Origin of the sequence: Myxococcus sp. RHSTA-1-4 (genome assembly GCF_020037125.1) — a bacterium.
GTDB lineage: Bacteria > Myxococcota > Myxococcia > Myxococcales > Myxococcaceae > Myxococcus.
Genome location: NZ_JAIQDG010000033.1, coordinates 97428 through 123875 on the forward strand (window position 1 = coordinate 97428; position 26448 = coordinate 123875).

General features: G+C 69.2%; 19 protein-coding genes and 1 pseudogene. 14 read left to right on the forward strand and 6 right to left on the reverse strand.

Going from position 1 to position 26448, the window contains the following annotated elements:
- Positions 1–91: 91 nt before the first annotated feature.
- Genes K8638_RS34770 through K8638_RS34780 form a run of 3 tightly spaced genes read right to left on the reverse strand, consistent with a single transcriptional unit; the run spans position 92 to position 6401 of the window.
- Complete coding sequence (locus K8638_RS34770; RefSeq protein ID WP_223759007.1) at positions 92–3067, reverse strand: type I restriction endonuclease subunit R; 2976 nt, start codon at positions 3065–3067, stop codon at positions 92–94.
- A complete protein-coding gene (locus K8638_RS45400) occupies positions 3067–4347 on the reverse strand; it encodes a restriction endonuclease subunit S (RefSeq protein ID WP_223759008.1) in 1281 nt (426 codons plus the stop codon). The genes K8638_RS34770 and K8638_RS45400 overlap by 1 nt, the downstream gene beginning before the upstream one ends.
- Complete coding sequence (locus tag K8638_RS34780; protein WP_223759009.1) at positions 4344–6401, reverse strand: class I SAM-dependent DNA methyltransferase; 2058 nt, start codon at positions 6399–6401, stop codon at positions 4344–4346. Before K8638_RS34780 ends, K8638_RS45400 begins: the two co-directional genes overlap by 4 nt.
- Before the next feature lie 311 nt (positions 6402–6712).
- On the opposite strand from K8638_RS34780, the pseudogene K8638_RS34785 reads away from it, so the two are divergent.
- From K8638_RS34785 to K8638_RS34835, 11 genes and pseudogenes are all read left to right on the forward strand, one after another.
- Positions 6713–8068, forward strand: a pseudogene (locus K8638_RS34785) (AHH domain-containing protein).
- 23 nt (positions 8069–8091) lie between these two features.
- Positions 8092–8664, forward strand: a complete 573-nt coding sequence (locus K8638_RS34790; RefSeq protein WP_223759010.1) for an imm11 family protein — start codon at positions 8092–8094, stop codon at positions 8662–8664.
- Between the two features lie 90 nt (positions 8665–8754).
- On the forward strand, positions 8755–9324 hold the full coding sequence (locus tag K8638_RS34795; RefSeq protein WP_223759011.1) for an imm11 family protein: 570 nt from the start codon (positions 8755–8757) through the stop codon (positions 9322–9324).
- 111 nt (positions 9325–9435) lie between these two features.
- Positions 9436–9720 (forward strand): hypothetical protein, encoded by a 285-nt coding sequence (locus K8638_RS34800; RefSeq protein ID WP_223759012.1) that lies wholly within the window; start codon positions 9436–9438, stop codon positions 9718–9720.
- Between the two features lie 423 nt (positions 9721–10143).
- Positions 10144–12849 (forward strand): AsmA family protein, encoded by a 2706-nt coding sequence (locus K8638_RS34805; protein ID WP_223759013.1) that lies wholly within the window; start codon positions 10144–10146, stop codon positions 12847–12849.
- A gap of 261 nt (positions 12850–13110) precedes the next feature.
- A complete protein-coding gene (locus K8638_RS34810; RefSeq protein WP_223759014.1) occupies positions 13111–14388 on the forward strand; it encodes an FAD/NAD(P)-binding oxidoreductase in 1278 nt (425 codons plus the stop codon).
- Positions 14389–14442: 54 nt separating this feature from the next.
- Positions 14443–15759: a sigma-54-dependent Fis family transcriptional regulator gene (locus K8638_RS34815; protein WP_223759015.1), complete on the forward strand. Its 1317-nt coding sequence runs from the start codon at positions 14443–14445 to the stop codon at positions 15757–15759.
- A gap of 209 nt (positions 15760–15968) precedes the next feature.
- The gene (locus tag K8638_RS34820; RefSeq protein ID WP_223759016.1) at positions 15969–16673 is read left to right on the forward strand and encodes an MBL fold metallo-hydrolase; all 705 of its coding nucleotides are present in this window, start codon (positions 15969–15971) and stop codon (positions 16671–16673) included.
- A 145-nt stretch (positions 16674–16818) separates the two neighbouring features.
- Positions 16819–17421 carry a rhodanese-like domain-containing protein gene (locus K8638_RS34825; RefSeq protein ID WP_223759017.1) on the forward strand — a complete coding sequence of 201 codons (603 nt, stop codon included), beginning with the start codon at positions 16819–16821 and terminating at the stop codon, positions 17419–17421.
- Positions 17421–18290 (forward strand): sulfite exporter TauE/SafE family protein, encoded by an 870-nt coding sequence (locus K8638_RS34830; protein ID WP_223759018.1) that lies wholly within the window; start codon positions 17421–17423, stop codon positions 18288–18290. The genes K8638_RS34825 and K8638_RS34830 overlap by 1 nt, the downstream gene beginning before the upstream one ends.
- Positions 18291–18532: 242 nt before the next feature.
- Entirely contained in the window at positions 18533–18781 is a 249-nt protein-coding gene (locus K8638_RS34835; protein WP_223759019.1) for an ATP-binding protein, read from the forward strand.
- A gap of 59 nt (positions 18782–18840) precedes the next feature.
- On the opposite strand, the gene K8638_RS34840 is transcribed toward K8638_RS34835, so the two are convergent.
- Both K8638_RS34840 and K8638_RS34845 read right to left on the reverse strand, forming a co-directional pair.
- Complete coding sequence (locus tag K8638_RS34840; RefSeq protein WP_223759020.1) at positions 18841–19416, reverse strand: hypothetical protein; 576 nt, start codon at positions 19414–19416, stop codon at positions 18841–18843.
- Positions 19417–19424: 8 nt separating this feature from the next.
- Positions 19425–19691, reverse strand: a complete 267-nt coding sequence (locus tag K8638_RS34845) for a hypothetical protein (protein WP_223759021.1) — start codon at positions 19689–19691, stop codon at positions 19425–19427.
- Between the two features lie 264 nt (positions 19692–19955).
- Between K8638_RS34845 and K8638_RS34850 the strand changes: the two genes are divergently transcribed.
- The 3 genes from K8638_RS34850 to K8638_RS34860 all read left to right on the forward strand — a co-directional run bounded on the left by K8638_RS34850 (position 19956) and on the right by K8638_RS34860 (position 24144).
- Positions 19956–21266 (forward strand): hypothetical protein, encoded by a 1311-nt coding sequence (locus K8638_RS34850; RefSeq protein WP_223759022.1) that lies wholly within the window; start codon positions 19956–19958, stop codon positions 21264–21266.
- Positions 21267–21367: 101 nt separating this feature from the next.
- A complete protein-coding gene (locus tag K8638_RS34855) occupies positions 21368–23023 on the forward strand; it encodes a formate--tetrahydrofolate ligase (RefSeq protein WP_223759023.1) in 1656 nt (551 codons plus the stop codon).
- A gap of 29 nt (positions 23024–23052) precedes the next feature.
- Complete coding sequence (locus K8638_RS34860; RefSeq protein WP_223759024.1) at positions 23053–24144, forward strand: DUF4440 domain-containing protein; 1092 nt, start codon at positions 23053–23055, stop codon at positions 24142–24144.
- A gap of 243 nt (positions 24145–24387) precedes the next feature.
- Here K8638_RS34860 and K8638_RS34865 read toward each other — a convergent pair whose 3' ends face one another.
- The gene (locus tag K8638_RS34865; RefSeq protein ID WP_223759025.1) at positions 24388–25989 is read right to left on the reverse strand and encodes a methyl-accepting chemotaxis protein; all 1602 of its coding nucleotides are present in this window, start codon (positions 25987–25989) and stop codon (positions 24388–24390) included.
- Positions 25990–26448: the final 459 nt, after the last annotated feature.

A 26448-nucleotide genomic window follows, 5' to 3' on the forward strand; every position in this document is an offset into this window, starting at 1 on the left:
CGCACCAGGGTACGGGGATTCGGGCAAGCCCTCCCCGCCCCCTGTCCGCGTGCCTCTCCCGCCCCCATCACCGTCTCGGCCCTCGCCGGAGCTACGCCGGGGGCCGAAGCTCGCGGTAGATGCGCCGCGCGATTTCCCGTGAGAGCAGCTCCTGGAACTCCGGGTCGTTGAGGAAGCGGCTGACAATGCCCTCGTTGCGCTCCATCCGGTCCACCATCGCCGCCTCCACCTTCTGCCGCATGGAGATGGCGAAGTTGTCGAAGGCGTTGGCCTCGGCGCGCAGGCGCACCTCGGGGTCCTCCTTCGCCTGGGACACCACCTCCTCGAAGAAGAGCCGGTCCGCCTCCTTGAAGTCCGTGCCGAAGCGCTCGTTCAACACCTGGATGAGCTCGGAGAGCGGCACCTCCTTGTCCTCGGCCCGCCGGGTGCCCACGTCCGTCAGCCCCTTGAGGCCCACGGGCGGCTCGCCCGCCATGAGGACGAGGTCCTGCGTGCCGAGCCTGTCCAGCCGGTACCAGGCCAGCGCCACCTCATCATCCAGCTCCAGCGCGCCGCCCCGCTCCGCCCTCGGGAGCTTCAGCTCCAGCGCGCGGCCGAAGGCATAGAGCTTCTCCAGGTCCATGTCCGCGAAGGGCATCACCTGGGAGAGGAAGCCGTAGAGGCGCACGTACCCGGACAGGCCGTTGCGGAAGCGCTCCTGCTGCTCCTCGGGCAGCCCCCGGAAGCGGTCCACCGCGGGCTGGAGGTAGCGGTAGAGCTCCGCATGGTCGCCCATCGCCCGCTTGCTCTTCGGCGCGTAGAACACCCGGGCGAACGCCTCCACCTCCTCGCGCCAGTAGACGCCCAGCGCGTCCAGCTCGTGCTGGAGCGTGTAGAGCTGCTGCGGGTCGGCGGCCTCGGCCACCGTCGTCTGCTCGTAGAAGGGCTGGAAGGCGTGCTGGATGTCCTCGGCGTCGTTGACGAAGTCGAGGACGAAGGTGTCCTCCTTGCCGGGGTGCGTGCGGTTGAGGCGCGAGAGCGTCTGGACGGCCTGCACGCCCGACAGCCGCTTGTCCACGTACAGGGTGTGCAGCAGCGGCTGGTCGAAGCCCGTCTGGTACTTGTTGGCCACCAGGAGCACCTGGAACTCGTCCGAGTCAAAACGCTCGGGCAGCTCCTTCTCCCGGATGCCGCGGTTCATCCCCACCTCGGTGAAGGTGACGGAGGGGAGGTCCGGGTCCACCACCTCGCCGGAGAAGGCCACCAGGACGCCCACGTCGGTGTAGCCCTTGTCCTTGAGGTACGCGTCGAAGGCCTGCTTGTAGCGGACGGCGTGCAGGCGGCTGCTCGTCACCACCATGGCCTTCGCCCTGCCGCCGATGCGGTGGCGCACCTTGTGGCGGAAGTGCTCGACGATGACCTCCGCCTTCTGCGCGAGGTTGTGCGGATGGAGGGCCGCGAAGCGCGCGAGCTGGATGGCGGCCTGCTTCGCGCTCACCTTCGGGTCCTCCTCGCCCTTCTTCACCAGCCGGTAGTAGGTCTTGTAGGTCGTGTAGCCCTTCAGCACGTCGAGGATGAAGCCCTCCTCGATGGCCTGCCGCATGGAGTACAGGAGGAAGGGCGCGGGCTTGCCGTCGGGCCCCTTCGTGCCGAACACCTCCAGCGTCTTCGCCTTGGGGGTGGCGGTGAAGGCGAAGAAGGAGAGGTTCTTCTGCCGCCCCCGGCTCCGCATCACCTGGACGATGCGGTCCTCGTACGTCTCCTCCTCGGCGTCCTCCGGCTCGGGCTCGCCCGGTGACTTCGGGGCGAGCGTCGCCTTGAGGTTGCGGGCCGCCTCGCCCGTCTGCGAGGAGTGGGCCTCGTCCACGATGATGGCGTAGCGGCGCTCCGGGAGCTGGCCCACCTTCTCCGTGACGTAGGGGAACTTCTGGAGGGTGGTGATGATGATGGAGACGCCCCTCTTCAGCGCGTCCGCGAGCTGGGCGGAGTCCTCTTCGATGCGCTCCACGACGCCGCGCTTGTGCTCGAACTGGTAGATGGTGTCCTGGAGCTGCTTGTCGAGCACCTTGCGGTCGGTGATGACCACCACCGAGTCGAACACCCGGGTGTCTCCCGCGCCGTGGAGGGACGCGAGGCGGTGGGCCAGCCAGGCGATGGAGTTGCTCTTGCCGCTGCCGGCGGAGTGCTGGATGAGGAAGGCCTGGGGCTTGCCGGCGCCCTCACGCGCGGCGGACTCCAGCCTCCGCACGGCGTCGAGCTGGTGGTAGCGCGGGAAGATGAGGGACTCCTTCTTCACCTTCTTGCCGCCCACCTCCCTCTCCTCCACGGAGAGGTGGAGGAAGCGGGCCAGCAGGTCCATGAAGGAGTCCGGCGCGAGCACCTCTTCCCAGAGGTACGCGGTGCGGTGGCCGGAGGGGTGCGACGGGTTGCCCCGGCCGCCATTGAGGCCCCGGTTGAAGGGCAGGAAGAGGGTGTCCTTGCCCGCGAGCCGCGTCGTCATGGCGACCAACTCGGTGTCCACGGCGAAGTGGACGAGGGTGCGCTTCTTGAAGCTGAAGAGCGGCAGCCGCCAGTCGCGCTGCTTGTACTGGTGGATGGCATGCTCCACCGTCTGGCCGGTGAGCGGGTTCTTCAGCTCCAGCGTGGCCACGGGCAGGCCGTTGAGGAAGAGCACCATGTCCACGGACTCCTCGGAGTCCGGGTTGGGACGCACCTGCCGGGTGACGACGAGGCGGTTGGCGCGGTAGCGCGCGAGGGTGTCCTCGTTGAGGCCGCTCACGGGCTGGAAGGCCGCGACCTCCAGCCGCTTGCCGTAGAACTTGAAGCCGTGACGGATGACGTCGAGCGCGCCCTGCGTGTCGAGCGCCTTCACCAGCGCGTCGGTGACGGCGGGCTCCAGCGAGGCGCCGTGCTGGGTGCGCAGCTCGTTCCAGAGCGCGGGCTGCGTTGCCTGGAAGAAGGCGAAGAGGTGCGCGGTATCGAGGGCGAGGGTGCGGTCGAATGCGCTTGGGTTGCCCTTGAGCCAGCCATGCTGGAGGAGGTGGTGCTCGATGGCGTCCTCGAAGGCGCGCTCGGTGTGCACGGACATCAGGCGGCCTCCGCTGCTTGGATGTCGAGCTGGCCAGTTACCGCTGCGGTGATGACAGCCTCACGGCATTCACGCAAGAGTTCCAACTGGCGCAGCAGCCTGTTCCGCAACTGAGACACACTGAAGACAAAGCCATCAAGCCAGCGAACGATCTCTCGCTGTTCTTCAACAGGCGGAACCGTGATTGGAAAATCTAGAAGCATCGGCCGCCGCAGGGAATCAACAGTCGACTTCGCATTGCCGGCGAGCACCACCTTCGCTAGCTGCTCGCGAAGGTAATAGAAGAAGAAACGACCAAGCACCCCCTTAAATCCATAGTAAAGATACACTCGCTGATGAAACTCAAGCCTCCCAATGTAATGATGAAATATCCTCCCCACCCCAGCCCCATCGCCAGACGTGAGAACACCCTCTCCCTCGAATGAATACGAATTAATCCGCTCCACATTGTCTGAACGGACAAAGAATGGGTACACCCCACCATCCTCTGCGTCTTGCGTATCACGCCCCCCCGTTGTCAACGAGCAAAGGTGACGCACTTTCATTGTCGTCCAATGCCTCGGAATCACACCGATCCACTCAACACCTGAATCTTTCGCTGGAACTTCGGGGTTGAGCCCCCTTGTTACCGCCTGAGTCGTGGCGGATTGCTGCATTTCCTGGATTAGTTCAAGCAGCCGCTCTTTCTTCTTGATGAGCTCGTCAATGGCAGAGATCTTGCGGTCGAGAGCAGCGGAAATCTGACGCTGAGCCATTAACGGCGGGAGCGCAACGAGCCAAGCACCTATGTGCGATTGACTCACCTTCACCATTGACTGACTGGAGCCTCGGGCATCCGCACGTATCTGCGCACGTCCAGGCGCACTGCGGAGCCAGTAAACAAAGTAGGCTGGATCCACGCGCAAGCGATCAACCTCCAATCGGTAGACAAGGTCGCTGAGCATCAACCGAGGGCGAGTGGCTCTAACGAAGCAAGCATCGCCGACAAGGTCCGGCGTGTTCGCACGCGTCAACAGGACGTCGCCCTCGCGAATTTCAAATCGGGGCTCCGGGGCCGTGGCTGCATCAAGGGCCTTGTTCTCATCGGCAACAAATGAGCCATCGCACACCGCACTCAGCTTGATGACAGCCCACTCGTCAGGGGAGGCGGTGCGGTCCTGGGCAACCGGGCTCCACCCCTGCTCGACCCGTCGCAGGATGCGGCGCATCGGAAGGACCTTCCACCCGGCTGGCAATCTGGCTGCCCACGATGGCAACTCCTCCAGGTTCGGTGCGCTCACCGAAACACCTCCTGAAGCATCCCTTGAATCTCCCGCTCCAACCCGAGAATCTCAGCCTCGATATCCGCCAGGGGCCGCAGCGGCTGGTACTTGTAGAAGTGCCGGGTGAAGGGAATCTCGTACCCCACCTTCGTCTTCGACTCATCCACCCACGCATCCGGGACATGGGGCCTCACCTCCCGCTCGAAGTACGCGTGGACATCCTCCTTGAGCGGCACGTTCTCGGAGTCCCGAAGCTCCGCGTCCGGCTCGGGCTGTCCCTTCGCGTCCAGGCACACCTCCGCCGTCTCGTCCCGCTCGGAGAGGGCGGAGAGCACCGCCTTGCGGAGCAGCGCCGGGAGCTTGAGCCCCGCCAGCTTCATCGCGCCGTCCAGCTCGTCCTCGAACGCGGCCCGGCTCTTCCACATCCGCGCCCCCTCCAGCGAGCGCAGCGCCTTGAGAATGGCCTCCTGGAGCTCGCGGCCGTCCTCGGCCTCCCGCGCCCCCGCGGCGCCCTTCTTCTTCGACTCGGCGAGCCCCGCGAAGGCCCGCTCCGCCTTCAACCGCTCCAGCCGCTCCGGCGACACCTGGAACGACAGCCGCAGCGGGCGCTCCACGGTGATACGGCGGTAGCCGAAGTCCTCCGCGTCGAACACCTTGCAGTGGGGCCCCTCCTGGAAGTCACCGTAGAGCCGCACCACCTGCGCAATCTGCGCCTCGGACAGCTCCTTGCGCTTCTCGCCGAGCGACTTGCGCATCTTCACGAAGAAGTCGGCGGCGTTGATGAGCTGCACCTTGCCCCGGCGCTCCTTGCGCTTCCGGTTGGAGAGCACCCAGACGTAGGTGGAGATGCCGGTGTTGAAGAAGAGCTGGTCCGGCAGGGCGATGATGGCCTCCAGCCAGTCGTTCTCCAGAATCCACCGGCGAATCTCACTCTCCCCGCTGCCCGCGTCCCCGGTGAACAGGGGCGAGCCGTTGAAGACGATGGCGACGCGGCTCCCGCCCTCTCCCGTCCTGCCGTCCACGGGCTTCATCTTCGCCAGCATGTGCTGGAGGAAGAGGAAGCTGCCGTCGTTGATGCGAGGCAGGCCCGCGCCGAAGCGGCCGGCATGGCCCCGCTTCTCGTGCTCGTCCCGCACCGCCTTCTCCACCTTCTTCCACTCCACGCCGAAGGGCGGGTTGGCGATGAGGTAGTCGAAGCGCGAGCCCTCGTGCCCGTCTTCGCTGAAGGAGTTGCCGCGCTGGATGTTCTCCGCCTTCTGCCCCTTCATCATCATGTCGGCGCGGCAGATGGCGTAGGTCTCGTCGTTGAGCTCCTGGCCGAAGACCTCCAGGCTGGCACCGGGGTTGAGCTTGCGCACGTACTCCTCGGCCACGGACAACATGCCTCCGGTGCCGCACGCCGGGTCCAGCATCGTCTTGACGATGCCGGGCTTCGTGAGGAGCGCCGAGTCCTCGTTGAAGAGGATGGCCACCATCAGCTTCACCACCTCGCGCGGGGTGAAGTGCTCTCCGGCCGTCTCGTTGGACTGCTCGGCGAAGCGCCGGATGAGCTCCTCGAAGGCGCTGCCCATGACGTGGTTGGGCACGCTCTCCGGGTGCAGGTCCACGTCCGCGAACTTCACCACGAGCTGGTAGAGCAGGTCCGCCTCCGCCAGCTTGGAGAGCTGCGCCTCGAAGCCGAACCGCTCCAGCACCTCGCGGGCGTTCTCACTGAAGCCCTTGATGTAGTTGCGCAGGTTGGCCGCGATGTGGCCCGGGTCGCCCTTGAGCTTCTCGAAGTCGTACTTCGAGACGTTGTGGAAGGACACGCCGGTGATGCGGTTGAGGACCGGGTCCAGGTTCTTCACCTGGCCGCCCTTCATGGCCTCGTACCGCGCCAGCACCTTCGCCTTCGTGGGCTCCAGCACGCAGTCGAGCCGCCGCAGCACGGTGAAGGGGAGGATGACCTTCCCGTAGTCGTGGGGCTTGTAGTCCCCCCGGAGCAGGTCCGCGACGGACCAGATGAAGCTCGCCAGGCCGCCGAAGTCCTTGAACTGCTTGAGTTCCCGCGCGCTGCTCGTTCCAGTGCTCATGCCTTGTCCCGGGCCCGCGGGCGCCTCGCGGCACCCGCCACCCAACGCTCCGTGCTCATCGCGCCCCCCACCGGGGGGCACACCCGCCCCACGCCGCGCACATCACGCGCCCCGAGGGACAGGCGCGTTTCTACCGCAAACCTGTCCGGGATTTCCGACTGACAGCGGGGCTCCCACCTCACCGCCACCGAGGCGGGCCGCTGCCTGGGAGGCAAGACCGCGAGCCAGCACCCAACCTGGACTGTCAGCCCTTTCGGGTATCACCGGTTTGAGTCCCGTCCATCAACGGACGCTCACGCCGGGGAACCTCCATGACACTGCGTTGGGCCCTCTCCCTCTGGTTGTTGCTGGTCGGCTCCGGTTGTTCAACGACTCGCGTCGTGCGCCTGGATACCGGCGACGAGTCCTTCGTCCTCACCCCGCGCGAGGAAGAGGGGGCGGAGTTGGAGGAGGCGGAACTCGAAGATGAGGAGTTCGAGGAAGCGCTGGTGGAGCTGGCCCGAGACGTGCGGCCCTTCCGCAACCCGATGCGGGAGGCGCGGGAGCTCTTCGGCGTCCCGGAACGCGGTGGAGTGTACTGGTACGAGGGCCGCGGACGGCGGCTTGTCCCCCAGGGCCCGGAGGATGCGGAGGGTCCGCACCTGCTGGAGTCCTACGCGGACGAGGAGCTGACGCGCGCCTATGGCCAGTGGTGCGCACGCAAGGACCAGCCCGGCGACTGCCTGCGCCTCCTGGACGAAGGCCCACTGCTGGCCAGTGACGGCAAGTACGCGCTGGCCATGGCCATCGCCATGGACTCGGTGTGGGAGGAGACGGCCGAGGCCCTGGAGGACATGGCGGACCCCGTCGCACTGCGCGCCACCCTCACCGCCTCGGTGACCATGTACCTGCTGCTCTGGTCGCTCCCCGAGCCGGTGAGCAAGGGCGTGGCCGCCACCCTGACGGCCGTGGCCATCGCGTACCTCGGCGTGGACACCATGTAGCGCCTGCTGGACGGGTGGCTGACGCTGGTGCGTGAGGTGGACCGGGCCACCACCTTCGAGCAGCTCAGCGCGGCGGGGGAGGCGTACGGCGAAGTCCTCGGAGAGAACGCGGCCCGCATCTTCGTCATGCTGGCCACGGCCGCGATTGGGAACACGGCGGGCCTGGCGGCGAAGTCGGCGAGGCTGCCCGGCTCGGCGCAGGCCGCGCTCGCCGTGGAGTCGCAGGCGGGCTTCCAGTACGCGGCGGTGAGCGGCGTGGAGTCGGTGGCCATGACGGCCGAGGGCTTCACCCTGGCGCTCGCGCCCAATGCGCTGGCCATGGCTGACAGGGGAATGAGCGGCGGGAGCTTACGGGTCAGGCGCCGGGGCCATCACCTCGCCACGGACAAGAACAGCGTCTCCTCCGCAAGAGGCGGCCCCTGGACGCCGAGGTTCAAGGTCATCTTCAAGAGAGCCGGGATGGAGCTGAAGGACCCTGAGAACATCGTGGATGTTCCAGGCCACAAGGGGCCTCACCCGCGGGAATATCACGAGGAGGTCTTCGAGAGACTCAACGATGCGACAGCGACGTGCCGTACCGTGGTGGCGTGCCGCGAGTTGCTCACTGCCGAACTCGGGCGGCTTGCGAAGGAGGTCGCCACGAAGGGCACGAAGCTCAACAAGCTGGTAACTCGGAGCAAGTGAGGTGAGGTAGAGAGGGCGCCCATATGCCGAAAGTGCGCTACTTCAGGCTCAAGGAGAACGTTCAGTCTGGGTACTGGTTCCTGGGAGACCCTTTGGACGAACGGGGCAAGGAGGTAGACGACCCTTATGTCTTCAGGGCGGGGCGACCTGTTCGAGTCGAGGGGCGCCTGACAATCCCCATTGAAGAGCCTGGAAAGCGGTTGGACTTCTGCACTGCGGGCGTCGGCGTGACGCCCATCGTCCATGTCCGGGTGGCTTCCATCTTCGCGGAACTGGCTCCGGACGACGTGCAGCTCATCCCGGTAGACGTGCAGGGTCAACCAGACCAGTACCTCATCCTGGTAGCCACGAAACTCATCCGCTGCATCGACGACAAGGCGTCCGAGGAGGTGCGCTACTGGGAGCCCGAGCATGGGCAGCCAGAGCGCGTCGGTGACTATAAATCCGTGAAGGGCATGCGCATCGACCCGACGAAGGTGGGGGATGCCAGGGTATTCCGCACCTGGGGCTGGAACCTCGCCATCATCGTCTCCGAAGACATCAAGACGGCCCTGGAGCGCGCGAAGACCACGGGGGCGACGTTCACGGAAGTGTAATCCGCCGCTACGAGGGGAGTCTCAACGCAGGAGTCGGAACTCCACAAGCTCGCGACCAGGAGCAGGTAGGGGAGAACGAACAGTTCCACCATGCCCAAGCGCTACTTCAGGCTCAAAGAGGACAAGCAGGTCGGAAACTGGGCTTTGGGAGACCCCCTGGACGAACGGGGCCAGGAGGTAGACGACCCTTATGTCTTCAGGGAGGGGCGGCCCGTCCACGTCGAGGGCCGCCTGACAATACCTGTCGAAGCGCCTGGAAGGCGGTTGGAGTTCTGCACGGCGGGGCTCGGCGCCGCGCCCATCGTCCACGTCCGGCTGGCGTCCCTCTTCGCGGAGCTGGCGCCCGACGACGTGCAGCTCATCCCGGTAGACGTGCAGGGTCAACCGGACCAGTACCTCATCCTGGTGGCCACGAAGCTCATCCGCGGCATCGATGATGACTCATCCGAAGAGGTCCTCCACTGGCAGCCGGAGGATGGGCAACCGGAGCGGGTCGGCGAATACAAGTCCGTCATCGGGCTGCGCATCGACCCGACGAAGGTGGGTGATGCCAGGGTGTTTCGCACCTGGGGCTGGGACATCGCCCTCATCATCTCCGAAGACATCAAGCGAGCCCTGGAGCGCGTGAGGGCCACTGGGGCGACGTTCACGGAGGTGTAATCCGCCCCCAGAGACTCCGCGCGCCGCTGGTCGCTCCAGGGACGGAATTACGGCTCTCTCCCGCTCTTCCTGTACGATGCGGCGCTTTCCCCCTGCCCCCTGGAGGCTCCCATGTTGCGACTTCTCTGTGTTGTGGCCCTGAGTGCCATCGGCCTGACGGCTTGCGGTGGTAGTGACATCGAAGCGGGCGACACGCTCGAGAGCACCCGTCAGGGGCTCGCCTGCGAAATCGAAACAGGCTACTGCCCCGGCGACACGGTCTGCGCCTGGTTCTCGACCAACACGGGCGAGGGACTTTGCCGCGAGCCCTGCATCAACGGGACCTGCCCCCAGACGAACCAGATCTGCTGCACTCAGCCCAACGGCGCGCCGTACTGCAACTGGCGCTGCCTATAGCACCACCTCAAAGGCAAGGAACCGCGGGACTGGAGTCAGGACGCTCCAGGCCCGCCCCCAGCCCGCCTGAAGCCCCGTGAGCGGCCGTGCCCCCCGGGCGCACGCGAGCCCCGCCCCCTTCCCACCCGCCCCCGCCGTACACGAATCCACGGCCTGCCGGGTGGCAGGGGGCGCCATGAGGGCCGGCCGGCGCCCCCATTCTTCCCGCTCCCCGAGCAGCCGTGCGTCCCCCGAATGCACTCCACCGTGCATTTCCCCGGGCCGGCGCCGTCCAGAGCGATGAATGACTTTCTGCTGCCCCGAGGCAGCCCCCCGCGTCTGGGACGTGCGGGCGGACCGAGGCTGAGCTAAGCGTCTGCTGGCTCCCAAGGTCCCGCGCCGAGCCGACGCCCGGGGCCTGCCCGCTGGAGGAGGTACCAAGCGATGTCCAACACCGTCGTGAAGAAGAAGCGCCGCTGGCCCTATGTGCTCGGTGGCGTCCTCGCGCTCCTCGTCATCGTCGTGGCCGTGGCCCTCTGGCGCCTGGACGCCATCCTGCTGAAGACGGCCCAGGACCAGGCGGCCACGTACTCGCAGAAGCTGGGCCGGCCCATCGAGATTGGCGACATCTCCACCAGGCTCTTCCCCACCCTCGGCGTCGAAGTCGAAAACGTCACCGTCGGCCCCGCCGAGGGCGAGGAGCTCCCCCTCGCGCAGATGTCCTCGCTCGACATCCGCGTCGCCGCCGGCCCCCTGCTGTCCTCGCGCGGCAAGGACATCCAGGTGAAGAACGCCGAGGTCTCCGGCCTCACCGTCAACGTCGTCCGCTTCCCCGACGGCACCACCAACGTGCAGCGCCTCATGAAGCGCCTGGAGGAGCAGCAGCCGAAGGAGGAGAAGCCCGAGGAGGAGCAGCCCCCCACCGACCTCTCCGGCGTCCACGTCGAGCGCGCCGCCCTCACCGACGGCACCATCCGCTTCGTGGACCGCTCGGGCGGGCAGCAGGCCCGCGAGCTGGCCGTGAAGGACCTGGACATCGAGGTGAAGGACCTGCGCGCCGGCAAGCCGCTCGTCGTCGACCTGGCCGCCGCCGTGCTCGCCGAGAAGCAGAACCTCAAGATGGCGCTCCACGCCGCGCCGCTGCCGCCCACGCTCATCCCCACGCCCGAGCGCGTGACGCTCGAGGCCGACCGCATCGACCTGTCTCCCCTGGGCCCCTTCCTCTCGCCGGAAGTCGGCCTGCGGGCGGGCACGCTGGACGCGGACTGGCAGGCGGACCTCGGCGGCGCGGTGCCCGGCGGCAAGGGCCCCACCCGCGTGGCCGGTGTCATCAAGGCGCTCGGCCTGCGCTTCGCGGGCGCCGAGGGCGGCAAGGCGCTGGACGTGGTGCTCGACACCGACGTCACCGGCGACATGGCCACGGGTGACCTGGCGCTCGACAAGCTCAACCTGGACCTGGGCCCGGCGAGCATCACCGGCAAGGGCCGCGTGAAGGGCCTCCTCACGGAGACACCCGCGGTGGAGGGCTTCGCGCTCACCGGGAAGAACCTCGACCCGGCCGCCATCGCCGAGTACTACCCGCCGCTGAAGAAGCAGCTCAAGGGCATGATTGCCGGCCCCATCGGCCTCGAGGTGCGCGGCAGCGGCACGCAGGACGCCCAGGCCATCAACATCGCCGTGGACCTGACGCCGGTGCGGCTGCGGGTGCCGGACCAGCTCTCCAAGGACGCGGGGGCGCCCATGAAGCTCACCTCGCGCCTCACGGGCGCGGCGGCCAGCGGCGGCGCGCTGCGCTTCACCGCCGACGCCAACCTGGACGGCGTGGACCTGCGTCCCGGCCTGCTCGTGAACAAGGCCCCCGGCCAGCGCATGCAGTTGAGCGCCGCCGGCACCTACGCGCCGGGCAAGAGCGGCTCCGGCATGAAGGTGGACATCCCGAAGCTCACCGCGAACCTGCTCGAGGACACGGTGGCGGGCAGCGCGTCCTTCGCGCTGGCGGGCCAGGGCAAGAAGCAGACGACGACGTTCGCCGCGGACATCAAGAGCCAGCGGCTGGACGCGGACGCGCTGCTGATGAGCGAGGAGGAAGTGGCCGCGCGCACCGGTGGCACGCCTCCGCCGGCGCCTCCGCCGGAGGACCCGGCGCGCTTCAACGGCTACCGCGGCGACATCCGCTTCGCCATCAACTCGCTGCGCTACACGAAGATGGACCTGACGAACGTCACGGGCGTGGTGAAGATGACGGACGACCTCATCACCGTGGAGAAGTTCTCCTCCGGCGTCTACGGCGGCAGGGTGGTGGCGGACGGCACGACGATTCGCCTGGGCCCGCCGCCGGAGAAGCGCCCCTTCGAGGCGAAGGTGAAGATGGAGGGCGTGGAGATGGCCGAGGCCCTGACGAAATTCACTCCGCAGAAGGTGCTGACGGGCCAGTTCAATGGGAATGTGGACGTGAAGGGCGTGGGCTACACGCCGGACCAGCTCGAGCAGACGCTGCTGGGCGCAATCAACGGCAACATCCTGGGCGGCGCGCTGCTGGGCACGGACCTGGTGGCGTCCGTGTCCGAGCCGCTCGCCAAGGCGCTGCCCTTCGCCGCGAAGTCACTCAAGAGCGGTGGCACGACGTCGCTGGGTGAGAACCTGCCCTTCGGCGTGGAAATCAAGAACGGCGTGGCGCAGCTCGAGCGGCCCCTGTCGTGGACGCGGCCCGAGGCGGCCATGAGCTTCAGCGGCGGCATCCGCCTGGACGGCACGCTGGACCTGACGGGCGGCGTGACGCTGACGCCGTCCACCATCAAGACGCTGACGCTCGGCAAGGTGACGCCGCCAGAGCCGATTCCCGTGGGCATGAAGCTGACGGGCAAGGCGTGGAAGCCCGAGGTGACGGGCGTGGACGTGAAGCCGGCGGCGACGACCCTCGCGAAGCTGGCGGCCTCGTCCCTCGCGGGCAGCCTGATTGGCGGCGAGCGCGGCAAGCAGGTGCAGTCCGTCATCGAGGGCGGCGAGGAGAAGGCTCGCGCCGAGGCCGAGGCCAAGCGCAAGGAGCTGGAGGCCAAGGCCGCCGAGGAGAAGGCCCGGCTGGAGGCCGAGGCCAAGAAGAAGGCCGAGGACGAGGCCAAGAAGCGCCTGCGCGGCCTCTTCGGCAGGTAGCCCCCTGACGTCCGTGCACCGCGATGGCCCGGCCCCGAGCAGGCCGGGCCGTCGCGGGTCCGGCGGCCCGGCGAGCGTGACTCCACGATGGAACACGCCCGTCTCCGCCGTGAAGCAACCGGGCGTTCCTGAAACACCCTGAAACACTCGCGCAACACCGTGTCGCCCATCCTCCAGGGTCCGGCCCCTGGGGACGAGCGTGGCACACCCCCTGCAACGGCCTCCTTCAGTGTTTCACGTTTCGCGAAGGAGCAACCCCACATGAACACGACCGAGGATTGCGGCTGCCAGGACCCGGTGACCACGCCCATGCCGGTGGTGGCGCCCATCAATGAGCGTCACCGCGTGCTCATCATCGGCGGCGGGACGGCGGGCATCTCGGTGGCCGCCCGGCTCGCCCGCTCGGGTCAGAAGGACGTCGCCGTCCTGGAGCCCTCGAAGCACCACTACTACCAGCCCCTGTGGACGCTGGTGGGCGCGGGCGAGGCCACCGTCGAGGAGACGGTGCGTGAAGAGGCCGACCTCATCCCGCGCGGCGTGAAGTGGATTCACGACGCCGCCGAGGAGGTGGACCCCGTCCGCAAGGAGGTCCGCACCCGCGGCGGCCTGCGCATCGGCTACGACTTCCTCGTCGTCGCGCCGGGCATCCAGCTCGACTGGGACAAGGTCGCCGGCCTGCGCGAGGCCCTGAAGACGGAGTTCGTCAGCAGCAACTACGACATGCAGCTCGCCCCGAAGACGTGGCAGCTCATCCAGCGCTTCCAGGGAGGCACGGCCCTCTTCACCCACCCGGCCACCCCCGTGAAGTGCGCCGGCGCGCCGCAGAAAATCATGTACCTGGCCGCCGACCACTTCCGCCGCACCGGCATCCTGGACCGCTCGAAGGTCATCTTCGGCTCGGCGGGCAAGGCCATCTTCGGCGTGAAGCCCTTCGCCAACGTGCTGGAGGGCGTGGTGAAGCGCTACGGCATCGACACGCGCTTCGAGCACAACCTCGTCGCCGTGGACGGAGACAAGCGCGAGGCCACCTTCGAGGCCACCCGCGAGGGGAAGAAGGAGCGCGTCACCATTCAATACGACCTGCTCCACGTCACCCCGCCGCAGAGCGCTCCGGACTTCATCAAGAAGAGCCCGCTGGCCTGGCGCGCGGACGCGGGCGCCTGCGCCGGCTGGGTGAAGGCGGACAAGTACACGCTCCAGCACCCGGACTTCCCCAACGTCTTCGCCCTGGGCGACGCGTCGGACCTGCCCACCAGCCGCACCGGCGCCGCCGTGCGCAAGCAGGCCCCGGTGCTGGTGGACAACCTCCTGGCCGTCATGGCCGGCAAGCCGCCGCCCTCGCGGTATGACGGCTATGCGTCCTGTCCCCTCACCACCGGGTACGGAAAGCTGCTGCTCGCCGAGTTCGACTACGACGGCAAGCCCACCCCCAGCTTCCCGCTCATCAACACCATCCAGGAGCGGCGCGACATGTGGCTGATGAAGAAGTACGGCCTGCCGCGCCTGTACTGGTCACTGATGCTACGCGGGCGGGCCTGAGCCCTTACCCGCTTCGCGTGGCCGGGCTAGATATGCCCGCGCCCGGCCACGCCGATGCCCCACTCCCGCCCTCCTTCCACATCCCGACTCGTGTTGCCCGCTCTGGACGCCCTCGCGGGCCCCGTGCTCCTCGTCGACGGCGGGAGGCAGGTGGCCGCGCTCACACCCGCCCTGGAGGCGCAGCTCGGCGGCACCGTCCGCGCGGGCACGCCCCTGGCGGAGATGCTCGTGCCGCACGGCGGCGCCGAGCGGCTGGAGTCCCTGCTGACGGAGGGCCGTGAGACGTCCGCCCGCCTGCGCGCGGGGGGCCGGGTGCACGAGGTGCGGGTGCGCGCCGTGGCGCTGGCGGAGGGCGCGAAGGTGCTGGGCTGGGCGCTGCTCGTCACCCCGGGCGACGCCGCGCACGACACCGGCGGCGGCGCCGAGCTGTTCCACGGCGTCTGGACGAGAGACCCGGAGCTCAAGCGCATCTTCCGCATCGTCGAGAAGGTGGCCCGCACCGAGTCCAGCGTCCTGGTGCGCGGCGAGTCCGGCACCGGCAAGGAGCTCATCGCCCACGCGCTGCATGCGCTGTCCCCGCGCAGCAAGGGCCCCTTCCGGGCCATCAACTGCGCGGCGCTCCCGCCCAACCTGCTGGAGAGCGAGCTGTTCGGCCACGTGCGCGGCGCCTTCACCGGCGCGGTGCGCGACAGCCCGGGACACTTCCGCCTGGCGAACCGGGGCTCGCTCTTCCTCGATGAAGTGGCGGAGATGCCGCTGGACCTCCAGTCGAAGATGCTGCGCGTGCTGGAGACGCGCACCGTCATCCCCGTGGGCGGCCGCGAGCCGGTGCCCGTGGACGTGCGCATCATCGCCGCCACCCACCGCGCCCTGCGGCGCGAGGTGGAGGCCGGCCGCTTCCGCGCCGACCTCATGTACCGGCTGCGCGTGGTGCCCATCTTCCTGCCCGCGCTGCGCGAGCGTCAGGCGGACATCCTGCCGCTGGCCATGCGCTTCCTGGACGAGCTGCGGCAACGCGGAGGCTCGCGGCGCGTGGAGAGCTTCTCGCCCGGGGCCCGCCGGCTGCTGGAGGGCCACACCTGGCCGGGCAACGTGCGCGAGCTGCGCAACGTCATGGAGTACGCCTACGTCATCGGCGAGGGCCCGGTGGTGCGCGAGGCGGACCTGCCTCCCGAGTTCTCCGAGCCACGCCGCGCCTCGCCCCCGCCCGCCCTGCACGCCGGCCCGGACGCCTCGTTGGACCCGCAGCAGGTGCGCGCCGCGCTCGCCCAGGCGGGAGGCAACCGCTCCGAGGCCGCGCGACTGCTCGGCATCAGCCGCGTGACGCTGTGGCGCCGCCTTCGCGACCTGGGAGAGCACGGCGGCGAGTGAGGCCCACGCCTGCCCGCCATCCGCCACGCGACGCCCTGGCGAGGCCCGCCCCGGAGAAACACCCCGCTTCCGAGGAGCCGTTGCACTGTTTCACCGGGTGTTTCACCTGTTGCACGCGGCGGTGCCGCACCTCGCCCCGCCCTGGGCTCCATGGACTGGCACGCGGTTGGCAATAGCCCTGAGGCAAACGAACCTTCCCTGAGGTGGACATGCTGTTCCGGCAGCTCTTCGACGCGGAGACCTCTACCTACACGTACCTCCTGGCGGATGAAGCCACGCGCGAGGCGGCGCTCATCGACCCGGTGCTGGAGCAGGTGGAGCGCGACCTGAAGCTGGTCTCCGAGCTGGGGCTGAAGCTGGTGCTGGTGCTGGAGACGCACGTGCACGCCGACCACATCACCGGCGCGGGCGTGCTGCGCGAGAAGACGGGCGCCACGGTGGTGGCCTCCGGGCAGGGCGCGCCGTGTGTGGACCGGAAGGTGGTCCACGGCGACGTGGTGCGCCTGGGCGGCCTGGAGGTGAAGGTGCTGGAGACGCCGGGCCACACCGACGACAGCCTCAGCTTCCTGTGCGAGGGACGGCTCTTCACGGGCGACGCGCTGCTCATCCGCGCCACCGGCCGCACCGACTTCCAGAACGGCGACCCGGGCCAGCTCTACGACTCCATCACCGGCCACCTCTTCACCCTGCCGGACGAGACGGGGGTGTACCCGGGCCACGACTACGCCGGCCACGCCATGTCCACCATCGGCGAGGAGAAGCGCCACAACCCGCGCCTGGCCGGCAAGTCGCGGGACGCGTTCATCACCTTCATGAAGAACCGCCAGATTCCGCCGCCGAAGAGGCTGGACGTGGCCGTGCCCGCCAACCGGGCCTGCGGCCGGGTCGTGGAGCCTCCCCAGGCCCAGGCCTGAAGCAACGGCGTCACAAGCACCGGACGGCCGGACCCACCGCCCTGAATCCCCGCGGCCCATCCCGGCTCCCACCCGAGGGAGCCGCGCGGCCACATCCATGCCCCCAGCCCGCTCCTCATGAGGATGCAGACGGGAGAAGCCTCTCATGAACAGCCTCTTCGACAGCGCCACCCCACACCCCGACGGCTACCGCGACGTGGACGTGCGGCAGCTCGCGGCACAGTCCACGGCCCACCTGCGGCTGGTGGACGTGCGTGAGCCGTCCGAGTTCGACGGCATCCTCGGCCACATCGACGGTGCCCGGCTCGTGCCCCTGGCCACCGTGAAGGAGGCGGCCGCCGACTGGCCGCGAGACGCGGACCTGCTGATGGTGTGCCGCTCCGGGGGACGCTCGGCGAAGGCGGCCGTGCAGCTCCTGGGCCTGGGCTTCACGCGGGTGATGAACCTGTGTGGCGGCATGCTCGCGTGGAACACCGCGGACCTTCCCGTGGTGCGCCCGTCCGTGGGCGCCCCTCCCCCCCTGGGCCGGGTGCTCGACGAGCTGCTCGCGGGCCTGCACCGCACCGTCGCGCCGGAGACACCGGCCCCCATCTACGGCCAGGGCCCCTCGCGGGAGGCGCTCACCGCGCTGCTGGACGCGCTGCAGGGCGCGCCACCGGCGGGGATGAGAGACCCCGCGGGCTTCGAGCGCATGCTGCGTGAGTGCCGGGATTTGCTCGCCGTCGCGCGGCCGGGAGGTTCGCGTTGATGCTGTACGTGGGTATCGCCGCCTCGCTGCTGGTGGGAGTGCTGCTGGGGTTGCTCGGAGGCGGCGGCTCCATCCTCACGGTGCCGCTGCTGGTGTACGTGCTGGGAGTGGAGCCTCGCACGGCCATCGCCATGTCCCTGGTGGTGGTGGGTGTCACCAGCACCACCGGCGCCGTGCTCCACGCGCGGGCGGGCCGGGTGCGGTGGCGCACGGCGTTCGTGTTCGGCGCGGGCGGCATGGCCGGCGCGTTCCTCGGCGGGCGCATCAACCCGCTCATTCCTCCCACCGTCCTGCTGCTGCTCTTCGCGGGTGTCATGGTGGCCGCCGCGGTGGCCATGCTGCGGCGCAAGGAGGCGCCTCCGCGCCCCGCGGACACGCCCGCTCCGGAGGAGCCGGCGCTCCCGGTGGCTCGGGTGATGGCACAGGGCGTGGCCGTGGGCGTGCTGTCGGGACTGGTGGGCGCGGGGGGCGGCTTCCTCATCGTCCCCGCGCTGGCGATGGTGGGGCTGGCCACGCCAGTGGCCACCGCTACGTCGCTGGTGGTCATCGCGCTCCAGTGCGCCGCGGGCTTCGTGGGACACCTGGGCCACGTGCAGCTCCCGTGGGGCCTCACCGGCGCGGTGCTGACGGCGGCGGTGACGGGCAGCTTCGTGGGAGGGCGGCTCGCGGGACTCGTGTCGCCGGCCTCGCTGCGCAAGGGCTTCGCCGTGTTCGTGCTCGCCACCGCCGCGTTCCTGCTGGTGGCGGAGACTCCGGCCCCGGTGCGCGCCCAGCTCGCACAGGCGGGCGCCTGGCCGTGGCTGGTGGCCGCCACCGGCGTGGGCCTGCCTCTGACGCTGTGGCGGCTGCGCCTGGCCCGGCAGCGCTGAGCCGGCACCGGCCCGCTCAGCGCCCCGTACGAGCTGGGCTGGGCCCGCTTCCAGGACACGGGGCAGTTCGTCTGGGCCGAGCAACAGGCGCCGCATGGCCCCATGTTCGGCGCGTTCCCGGACTGGCTCGAGCACTACGTCCGGCATACCTGCCAACTGGCTCCGGAGGCGCTCTATCCGGACGGCATCCCGGTGCCATCCCGCTGAATGGCGCACGCGGCTCCGCCCAGCGCGCGGGCCGGGTGGAGCGGCTCTGGATACTGGGAAACCTCCTCAAGAACGCGCTCGCCTACACGAGCGAGGGGCGCATCATCATCCGCATCGAGCCCACGGCGTGGACCCTCTCCGACTCCGGCGCCGGCTTTGGCCGTGTCGAGCCCGGGAAGGAAGGCTTTGGCATCGGGCTGTCGCTGGTGGAGCGGCTGGCCCGGCGGTTCTCGTGGGGAATCACCATTGATACCCTGGAGCCCGTGGCACACGGGTGCGGCTGACCTGGACAACCGCCCTCGCCGCGCGGAGATTCGCGGCATGACGCTGAGACCCATCGCGCTCAGGGAAGGTCTTCCAAGCGGTTGGCGAATAGCGCGGTCAGCAACGTGGGCTGCTCTTTGTGAAGGAAATCCACACGAATATCCGGGAGTGGAACATCCGCCAGCTCCAGTGGGAACGCGCGATACCCCAGGTGCTGCTCGATGAGCCTCGCCAGCTTGCTCGCATAAGGTCTCTCTGAGTCCTGCGGCACGAAAGAGATTCGTGCGCGAGCCGGACGCCTCGCAGCCTCCACGGGCTCGGTCGTCACGTAGACCAGGTACACGGGCGCCAGCACGCTGATGGCCCCCACGATGCGCGTGCGTATCCGTCCACTCCCGGGGCCTGAGGACTCCAGGACCAGGATGCAGTAGAGACAAGCAACCATTCGCGGTTGGATGAACCTCCCTGCGAAATGACTTGGGAATGCGGCCTGTACCGCTTCGATGAGGGCATCGCACTCCTTCCAGTCCATGGCCCTATCCCAGGCAGCATCCCAGCGTTGGTGAGCAAGCAGGCCCGCGGGGCTCTCGGCGATGCCGCCGGAATGCGTTGGAGGGTAGAAGGTGCGCGCAATCTGGATGAGCTCAACTTCCATGGAGTGGCTCATGGCTCACATCCGTCTGAAATACCAAAATGGACGGTCTTCACCCCTTTGGTCATGCATGGCCCCACCCGAGCACCCTTGATCCACTCATTCAGCATTTCCCCATAGAGCGATTTGAAATCGCCACATAGAACGGCCAGCATTTCTCCCGGACGAGCCTGTGAAAGAATCCTGTAACTGGCGCGATTGGCCAACTCCGCCGCGGTTTGCTGGGCCTCTTCGAGCGGAATCTCACCTCTCTCTTTATTGAATACCGGCAGGCCCACCTCGAACCTGCAGGCATCGGTCGCACCAGAGTCGCCATCGGTGATACGCCCATGGATGCAGACGGCGCGCCACCCATAGGGGTCGGTCTTCCGAGGTTTGACGACGGTCGTGAACTGGAAGTGCTCCGGGCGGATCCGCCCCGTGACGCTCCCCTGAGCGCATCCCGTAGAGATAGAATCGAACGAGTGTCCGGCCCGAGCCGCTCCCCTCACGGCAATTCATCCCCCGCGTCGCCCCTGCCCCTTCGCGCCATGGGCTGCGGCGTGCTTGCCCTCACCCCCGCCTGTGTCGGAGTGCTCCTCTGGCTGCTGCTGCGTACCGGCCCGCTCGTCGAGCGGCTGGTGAGCGAGGCCAACGCCTTCGAGGGCGCGGCCCACCCGCGCCCCTCCCACGTTTCCCCGCCCACGCCGGGCACCTTCGCTCACGCCATGGGGCGATTGCTGCCCGAGGCGCTCAAGCTGCCCGGACCCGTGCCGGATTCCATGTCTGAGCACGAAGGAGGAGACGAAGCCGCTTCCGCGGCCCGGTTCCGCGCCTCGGAAGTACTCCGCGAGCGTTGCCGCGAGGTGGCCTCCGGCAAGGCTCCTCTCGAGACGATGCCGCCCGCCTGCCGCGAGGCGCTCGAGCAGAGCAGGGAGGTAATGCGCCGTGTCCTGGCCGCGACCCACGCGGAGGTAGGCGGGCTTCCCGCGGGGGCCGGCAGCCTGAGCCGATGGTCGTCCTCATTCCAGAAGAGCGGCATGCATGCGCTGGGATATGTGGTGGAGCTGGCCTCGCTGGAGTCGCGACTGCTCCTGGCTGAGGGACGGCCCGAGCAGGCCGTGGATACCTGCCTGGATGCGCTGGCGCTGAGCCGGGAGCTGAGCCTTGGGGGCGCGCTGTACGGCGGCGTGCTCTCCGCCAACAGCCAGGAGGCCGCCTACCGTCCCTGCGCGGCTGCCCTGAATGCGGTGCCCCTGGAGCCCAAACGTCAAGCGCTGGCGCGGCTTCAGCGACTGAGGGAGGGGCTTCCCCCCCTCTCCTCCCTGCTGCGCGAGGAATCCGTCTTCCACCAACTGGCGACCTTTGGTCCGGACCTCCTCCCACCCGAGGCGCTCCCCCGGCTGCCTTCCTCGGGACGAGCGCTCATCGAGTCCCAGGGAGGGTGGTGCTACTTCCCGGCCCGAATCGGCCACCCGCTGGTGCGACGGTACGTCTGGCGGCGCAATGTCTCCGTGTTCGACGCCATGGTCCCCCTGGCGGACCTGCCGCCCAGCGAGCGCCAGCGAGCCTTCGCCCACATCGATGCCAGCCATTCGCTGCTCGCCGGCTACCCAGGAACGGTGCGCGCCCTGAAGTATCACCACGAGCTTTCTCTCCTCGACTCACAGCGACTCCAGGCCGCCGCGCTCGTCGCGCTCGTGCAGATGGATGTGGCTCGCGCCGCGCAGGGCCGCTGGCCTACCGAGCTGCCACCCGATACAGCGCCAGGGCTGCGGCTGGAGGTCGTCAGCGGCCAGGAGGCTCGAATCACCCCCAGTGACGAGGCGCTGGCCGGGAACGCGCTGTCCCTGACCGCCGACAGCGCGCCCTGAGCATCCTCGCACCACACCCCCTGTGAACGCCGCGAGCAGAGGTGAGGCACACGGGTGCGGCTGACCTGGACAACCGCCCCCGCCGCGCGGAGAGTCGCGGCATGACGCTGAGACCCATCCAAGAAGTAGGCGCCGAGCTGGGCCTGTCCCCCGAACACGTGCTCCCCTGGGGCACCCACCGCGCCAAGGTGTCGCTGGACGCGCTCGCGAAGCAGGGCGGCAAGCAGGGCCGCCTCGTCCTCGTGTCCGCCATCAACCCCACGCCTCCGGGCGAGGGGAAGACCACCATGTCCGTCGCCCTCGCCATGGGCCTGCGCAAGCGCGGGCGCCGCGCGGTGGCCGCCCTGCGCGAGCCGTCGCTCGGCCCCGTCTTCGGCGTGAAGGGCGGTGGCACCGGTGGCGGACAGGCCAGCCTGGAGCCCGCGGCCGACATCAACCTCCACTTCACCGGCGACCTGCACGCGATTACCACCGCGAACAACCTGCTCGCGGCGCTGGTGGACAACGCCGTGTACTACGGCCATCCGGTGGCCATCGACTCCACGCGCGTGCGCTGGCGGCGCGCCATGGACATGAACGACCGGTTCCTCCGCAACGTCATCGTCGGCCTGGGTGGCAAGGCGCACGGCGTGCCGCGCGAGGCCGCGTTCGACATCACCGCCGCCAGCGAGGTGATGGCCATCCTCGCGCTGGCCGAGGGCCTCAAGGACCTGGAGGCCCGGCTGGGCCGCATCGTCGTGGGCCTCTCCCCGGACGGCAAGCCGGTGCGCGCCAGGGACGTGGACGCGGCGCCGTCCATGGTGGCGCTGCTCAAGGACGCGCTGATGCCCAACCTCGCGCAGACGCGCGAGGGCGGCCCGGCGCTGGTGCACGCGGGCCCCTTCGGCAACATCGCGCACGGGTGCAGCTCCGTGCTGGGCACGCGGATGGGACTGGCGTACGCGGACGAGGTGGTGACCGAGGCCGGCTTCGGCTTCGACCTGGGCGCGGAGAAGTTCCTCGACATCAAGTGCCGGAGCGCGGGCCTGTGGCCCCGGGGCGTGGTGCTGGTGGTGACGCTGCGCGCGCTGAAGCACCACGGCGGAGCGGCGGCCGACCGGGTGGCGGAGCCGAACCGCGAGGCGCTCGTGCGCGGCTTCGCGCACCTGGAGAAGCACCTGGAGTCGGTGGCCGCCTTCGGCCTGCCGGCCGTGCTGTGCGTCAACCAGTTCCCGCAGGACACGGAGGCGGAGCTGGACGAGCTGCGCGCCTTCGGCAAGGCGCGCGGCGTGGAGATGGCCGTGTGCGAGGGCTTCTCGCGCGGCGGCGACGGCTCGCTGGAGCTGGCGGACCGCGTGCTGGAGATGCTGGACCGGACCGACGCCGCCCCGCCCCGCCCGCGCTTCCTCTACGAGCTGTCCCAGTCTCCCGAGGAGAAGGTGCGCGCGATTGCCCGCACCGTGTACGGCGCGGACGACGTGGCCTTCACCGCGGGGGCGCAGAAGGACCTGCGGATGGTGCGCGACCTGGGCGGCGCGGAGCTGCCGGTGTGCATGGCGAAGACGCACCTGTCGCTCTCGGATGACCCGACGAAGCAGGGACGGCCGAAGGGCTTCACGCTCACCGTGCGCGAGGTTCGGCTGTCCGCGGGCGCGGGCTTCATGGTGGCGCTCACCGGCGAAATCCTCACCATGCCCGGCCTGCCTCGCGAGCCGGCGGCCCGCCGCGTCACCGTCCACGACGACGGCCGAGTCACCGGGTTGATGCAGGGCGAATGACAGGGAAGACCTCAGGGAGGGAGTCAGCCATGAAGCAACAGCTCGCGGGAGCCATCCTCGTGTCACTGGTCACCACGGCCTGCGCCGGTCCCGGCGCCACCGCTCGCACGCCGTCGCCGGAAGAGGCCGCCGCCTCCACGGCGAAGGCGGCACTGTCACCCGCCGAGGCGCGCGAGTCGCTGCGCGCCGCCGACGCCGCCATGGCCGACGCCATGGCGAAGAAGGGCTCCGCGGAGGGCATCGCCTCGTCCGCCGCCGAGGATGCGCTGTTGCTGCTGGATGGCCACTACGCGCTGCGCGGCCCCGACGCCATTCGCGCGCGGCTCTCCGCCGAGCCGCTGGAGCGGGACGGTGTCCTGAGCGCGGAGGCCCTGGTCTGGGACGTGAGCGCGGACGGGCGGATGGGGTACACGGTGGGCCACGTGCTGCTCGACTCGACCGTGTCCGCCGCTCCCGGTGGAACGGGCATGGAGGGAGCGACGGGCTCCTCCCCGGCCACGGCCGCGCCCTCCGCGGCTGGCGCATCCTCCGCACCGGCTGCGCCTCCCCGGCTGAAGCCCGGCAAGCGCTACCAGCGCTACCTCGCGGTCTGGACGCGGACGGCGGAGGGCCCGTGGCGGCTCGCCGCCGCCGTGTATGGCCGCTCCCCGGGTCCTCTCAAGGTGCCGCCCGCGTTCTCGGTGGCCTCCACCGGTACGCCTCCAGCCACGCCGGCGGCCCCCGCGGACGTGCTCGCCGAGGCGTTCGCCGCCGACTCCACCTTCTCCGGCCAGTCCGTGCGGGAGGGCATGGGCGTCGCCTTCGGCGCCTGGGCCGCTCCGAACGTCGTGATTCCCAGCGGCCCCAGCGGCTTCTTCGGCCAGGAGGCCGTCGCGAGCGGCTACGCGCCCTTCACCCGCGAGAAGGTGGACCTGCGCTGGGAGCCCCGGCTCGGCGGCGCCGCCAGTTCGGGGGACATGGCCTATACCGTGGGCCGCGCCGTCTCCGTCTCACCCGGCCCGGACGGCAAGCCCACCACCGATTACCTCAAGTATCTCTCCGTCTGGCGCAGGCAGCCTGATGGGCAGTGGCGCTACGTGGCCGACAGCGGCAACGGCAACCCGGGCCCGGACGGCCCCTGAGCCCGAGCAGCGGCCCCTCTCGGCCCTGCCTCCACGGCTCATTCATGACGCGATGGGGAATCGCCCAAGGACAGGCGCCGCCCGGCGGTGCCTGGGCCATGACGGCCCATCGAGGCGACAAGGGCCTGGCGGGCCAGGTGGAATGGACGCTCCATTCCGGGCATGGGCGGCCCGGGGCTGGCCTGGCGGGGGCCGTGCCCTGGGAGACAGGGGCTGGAATACCCTCGGGCTCCGCGTCCTGAATCAGACGCGGAACGCGGTGGACAGCTCGGTGAGCTGACCGAGCGAGGTGTTGATCTGCGTCACCGCCTCCTCGGCGGTCATGGTCGCGGTGACGACGTCCGCCATCATCGACGACAGCTGCGTCATCACCTCGGTCATCTGCGCGATGCCGGCGTTCTGCTGGGTGACGGAGGCGACAATCTGCCGGGCGGCCTGGCTGCTCTCCTGCACCACCGTGGTGATTTCCTTCAGCGTGTTCGCCGAGGCGAGCACCTGCTCGATGCCCTCCTCCATCTTCTGGCTGTCCCCCTCCGCGATGGAGACCGTCTGGCGGATGGCCTGATTGATTTCGAGGAGAATCTTCCCGATGCGCTGCGTGCTCTGCAGCGACTGGCCGCTCAGCGAGCGCATCTCGCGCGCCACCACCGCGAAGCCCCGGCCCTCCTCGCCCGCGCGCGCGGCTTCAATCGCCGCGTTCAGCGCCAGCACGTTGGACTGGTCCGCCAGGTCCTTCACGCTGCTGATGATTTCACCCGCGTGCACCGCCTGCTCGCTGAGGTGCCCGATGCTGCCCACCAGCGCGCCCACCCGCTGGCGGATCTGCTGGAGGCCCTCGGCGCTCTTCTCAATCGACTGCTGGCCGGAAGCGCTGAACGCGTCCGCCTGCGCCGCCACCTTCAGCACCATCTCCGCGCGGCTGGCGGCCATGCTGGACGTCTGCGCGATTTCGGCGATGGTGGTGCTCGCCTCGGTGAGGCTGCGGGACTGGTTGGTGAGGAAGTTGACCTGCTCCTGGCTGGCCTGCGTCAGCCGCCCGGCCGCAGCCGACAGGTCCGCCACCACCGCGGAGATGGTGCTCGGCACGTTGCGCAGCCGCGTCACCATCACCTGGAAGCCGCGCGCCAGCTCGCCCACCTCGTCCTGCGACGCCGTGTCGATGGGCTGCGTCAGGTCGCCCTCCTGGGCGATGCGCGTGGCCACCGCGGTCAGCTTCGCCAGCGGCACCGTCACCTCGCGGTGCACCCAGAGCGCCAGCCCCACCGTCAGGGCGATGCCCAGCAGCACCAGCACGATGACCAGCACCTGCATGGTGAGGTGCAGCCCCTTCACCTCGTCATAGGAGACGGCGATGTTCCGGGCATCCTCCTCCGCCGCCTGCTTCAGCGCCGCGTTCAGCGCCTGGAAGGATGACTCCAGCCGGGTGCGCGCGGCCTCCGCCTGTGCATCCCCCTTCACCGCGAGCGCCAGCGCCTCCTCGGCGTTCTTCCAGTACGTGGCGAGCTCGCCCTCGAGTGTGTCCGTCCGCGCCACATTGGCACCCGGCACGACCCGCGCGGCGTCGAGCTTCGCCTCCAGCTCCTTCACCTCGGCGCGCAGCGGCTCCAGCCCGCCTTCCGCCTTGCGCGTCACCTCGGCCATCACGCTCCGGTGCAGCCCCGGGTAGCGGAGGTGCAGCTCCCGGCTCAGCTCGATGGTGGGCACGTGCGAGGAGTTGATGCGCTCGTACACGCGGCCGGCCAGCAGGCCCAGCGTCACGAAGGCCACGAGGATGGCCACCAGGAACACCCCGGCCACCGCGGGCACCACCATCATCTTCTGCATCAGCTTCAGCTTCAGACGCACCGGGCGCCCTCCCTACCGTGAGCGGACCCCGAGCCCTCCGGACGCCCGCCGCGCATGGCGCTCAGCGTCCGGAAATTGAAGCGCGGCCCGGAGCAGGGCCTGCTGCGCCAACACATGTCGCCTTCCTTCCGCGGGCCCCTGGAGGAGCCCCCCGATGCTCGGGCGGGACCGCTGATCCGCCGCGGGGCGCAGGATAGCGGACTGCGCACGTACTGCTAAGCCCCACATCTCCCACCTGGCTGGAATGCCGCAAGAGGAGGAGGAGCCATGGGTGGATACCGACACCTCCCCCTGGTGCGATCATCCGAGCGCCCTGGGAGCCCGGACTCCATGTAGGTCTTCCCGAGCAGCCGGGACGTGTCGCGGCCCACGACGCGCGCGACTAGGAGCGTGTTGGAGTAACGGCAAGAACCTACTTGAGGCGTAGGCAAGGGCGTGATGCGCTTGCCTACCCATGAG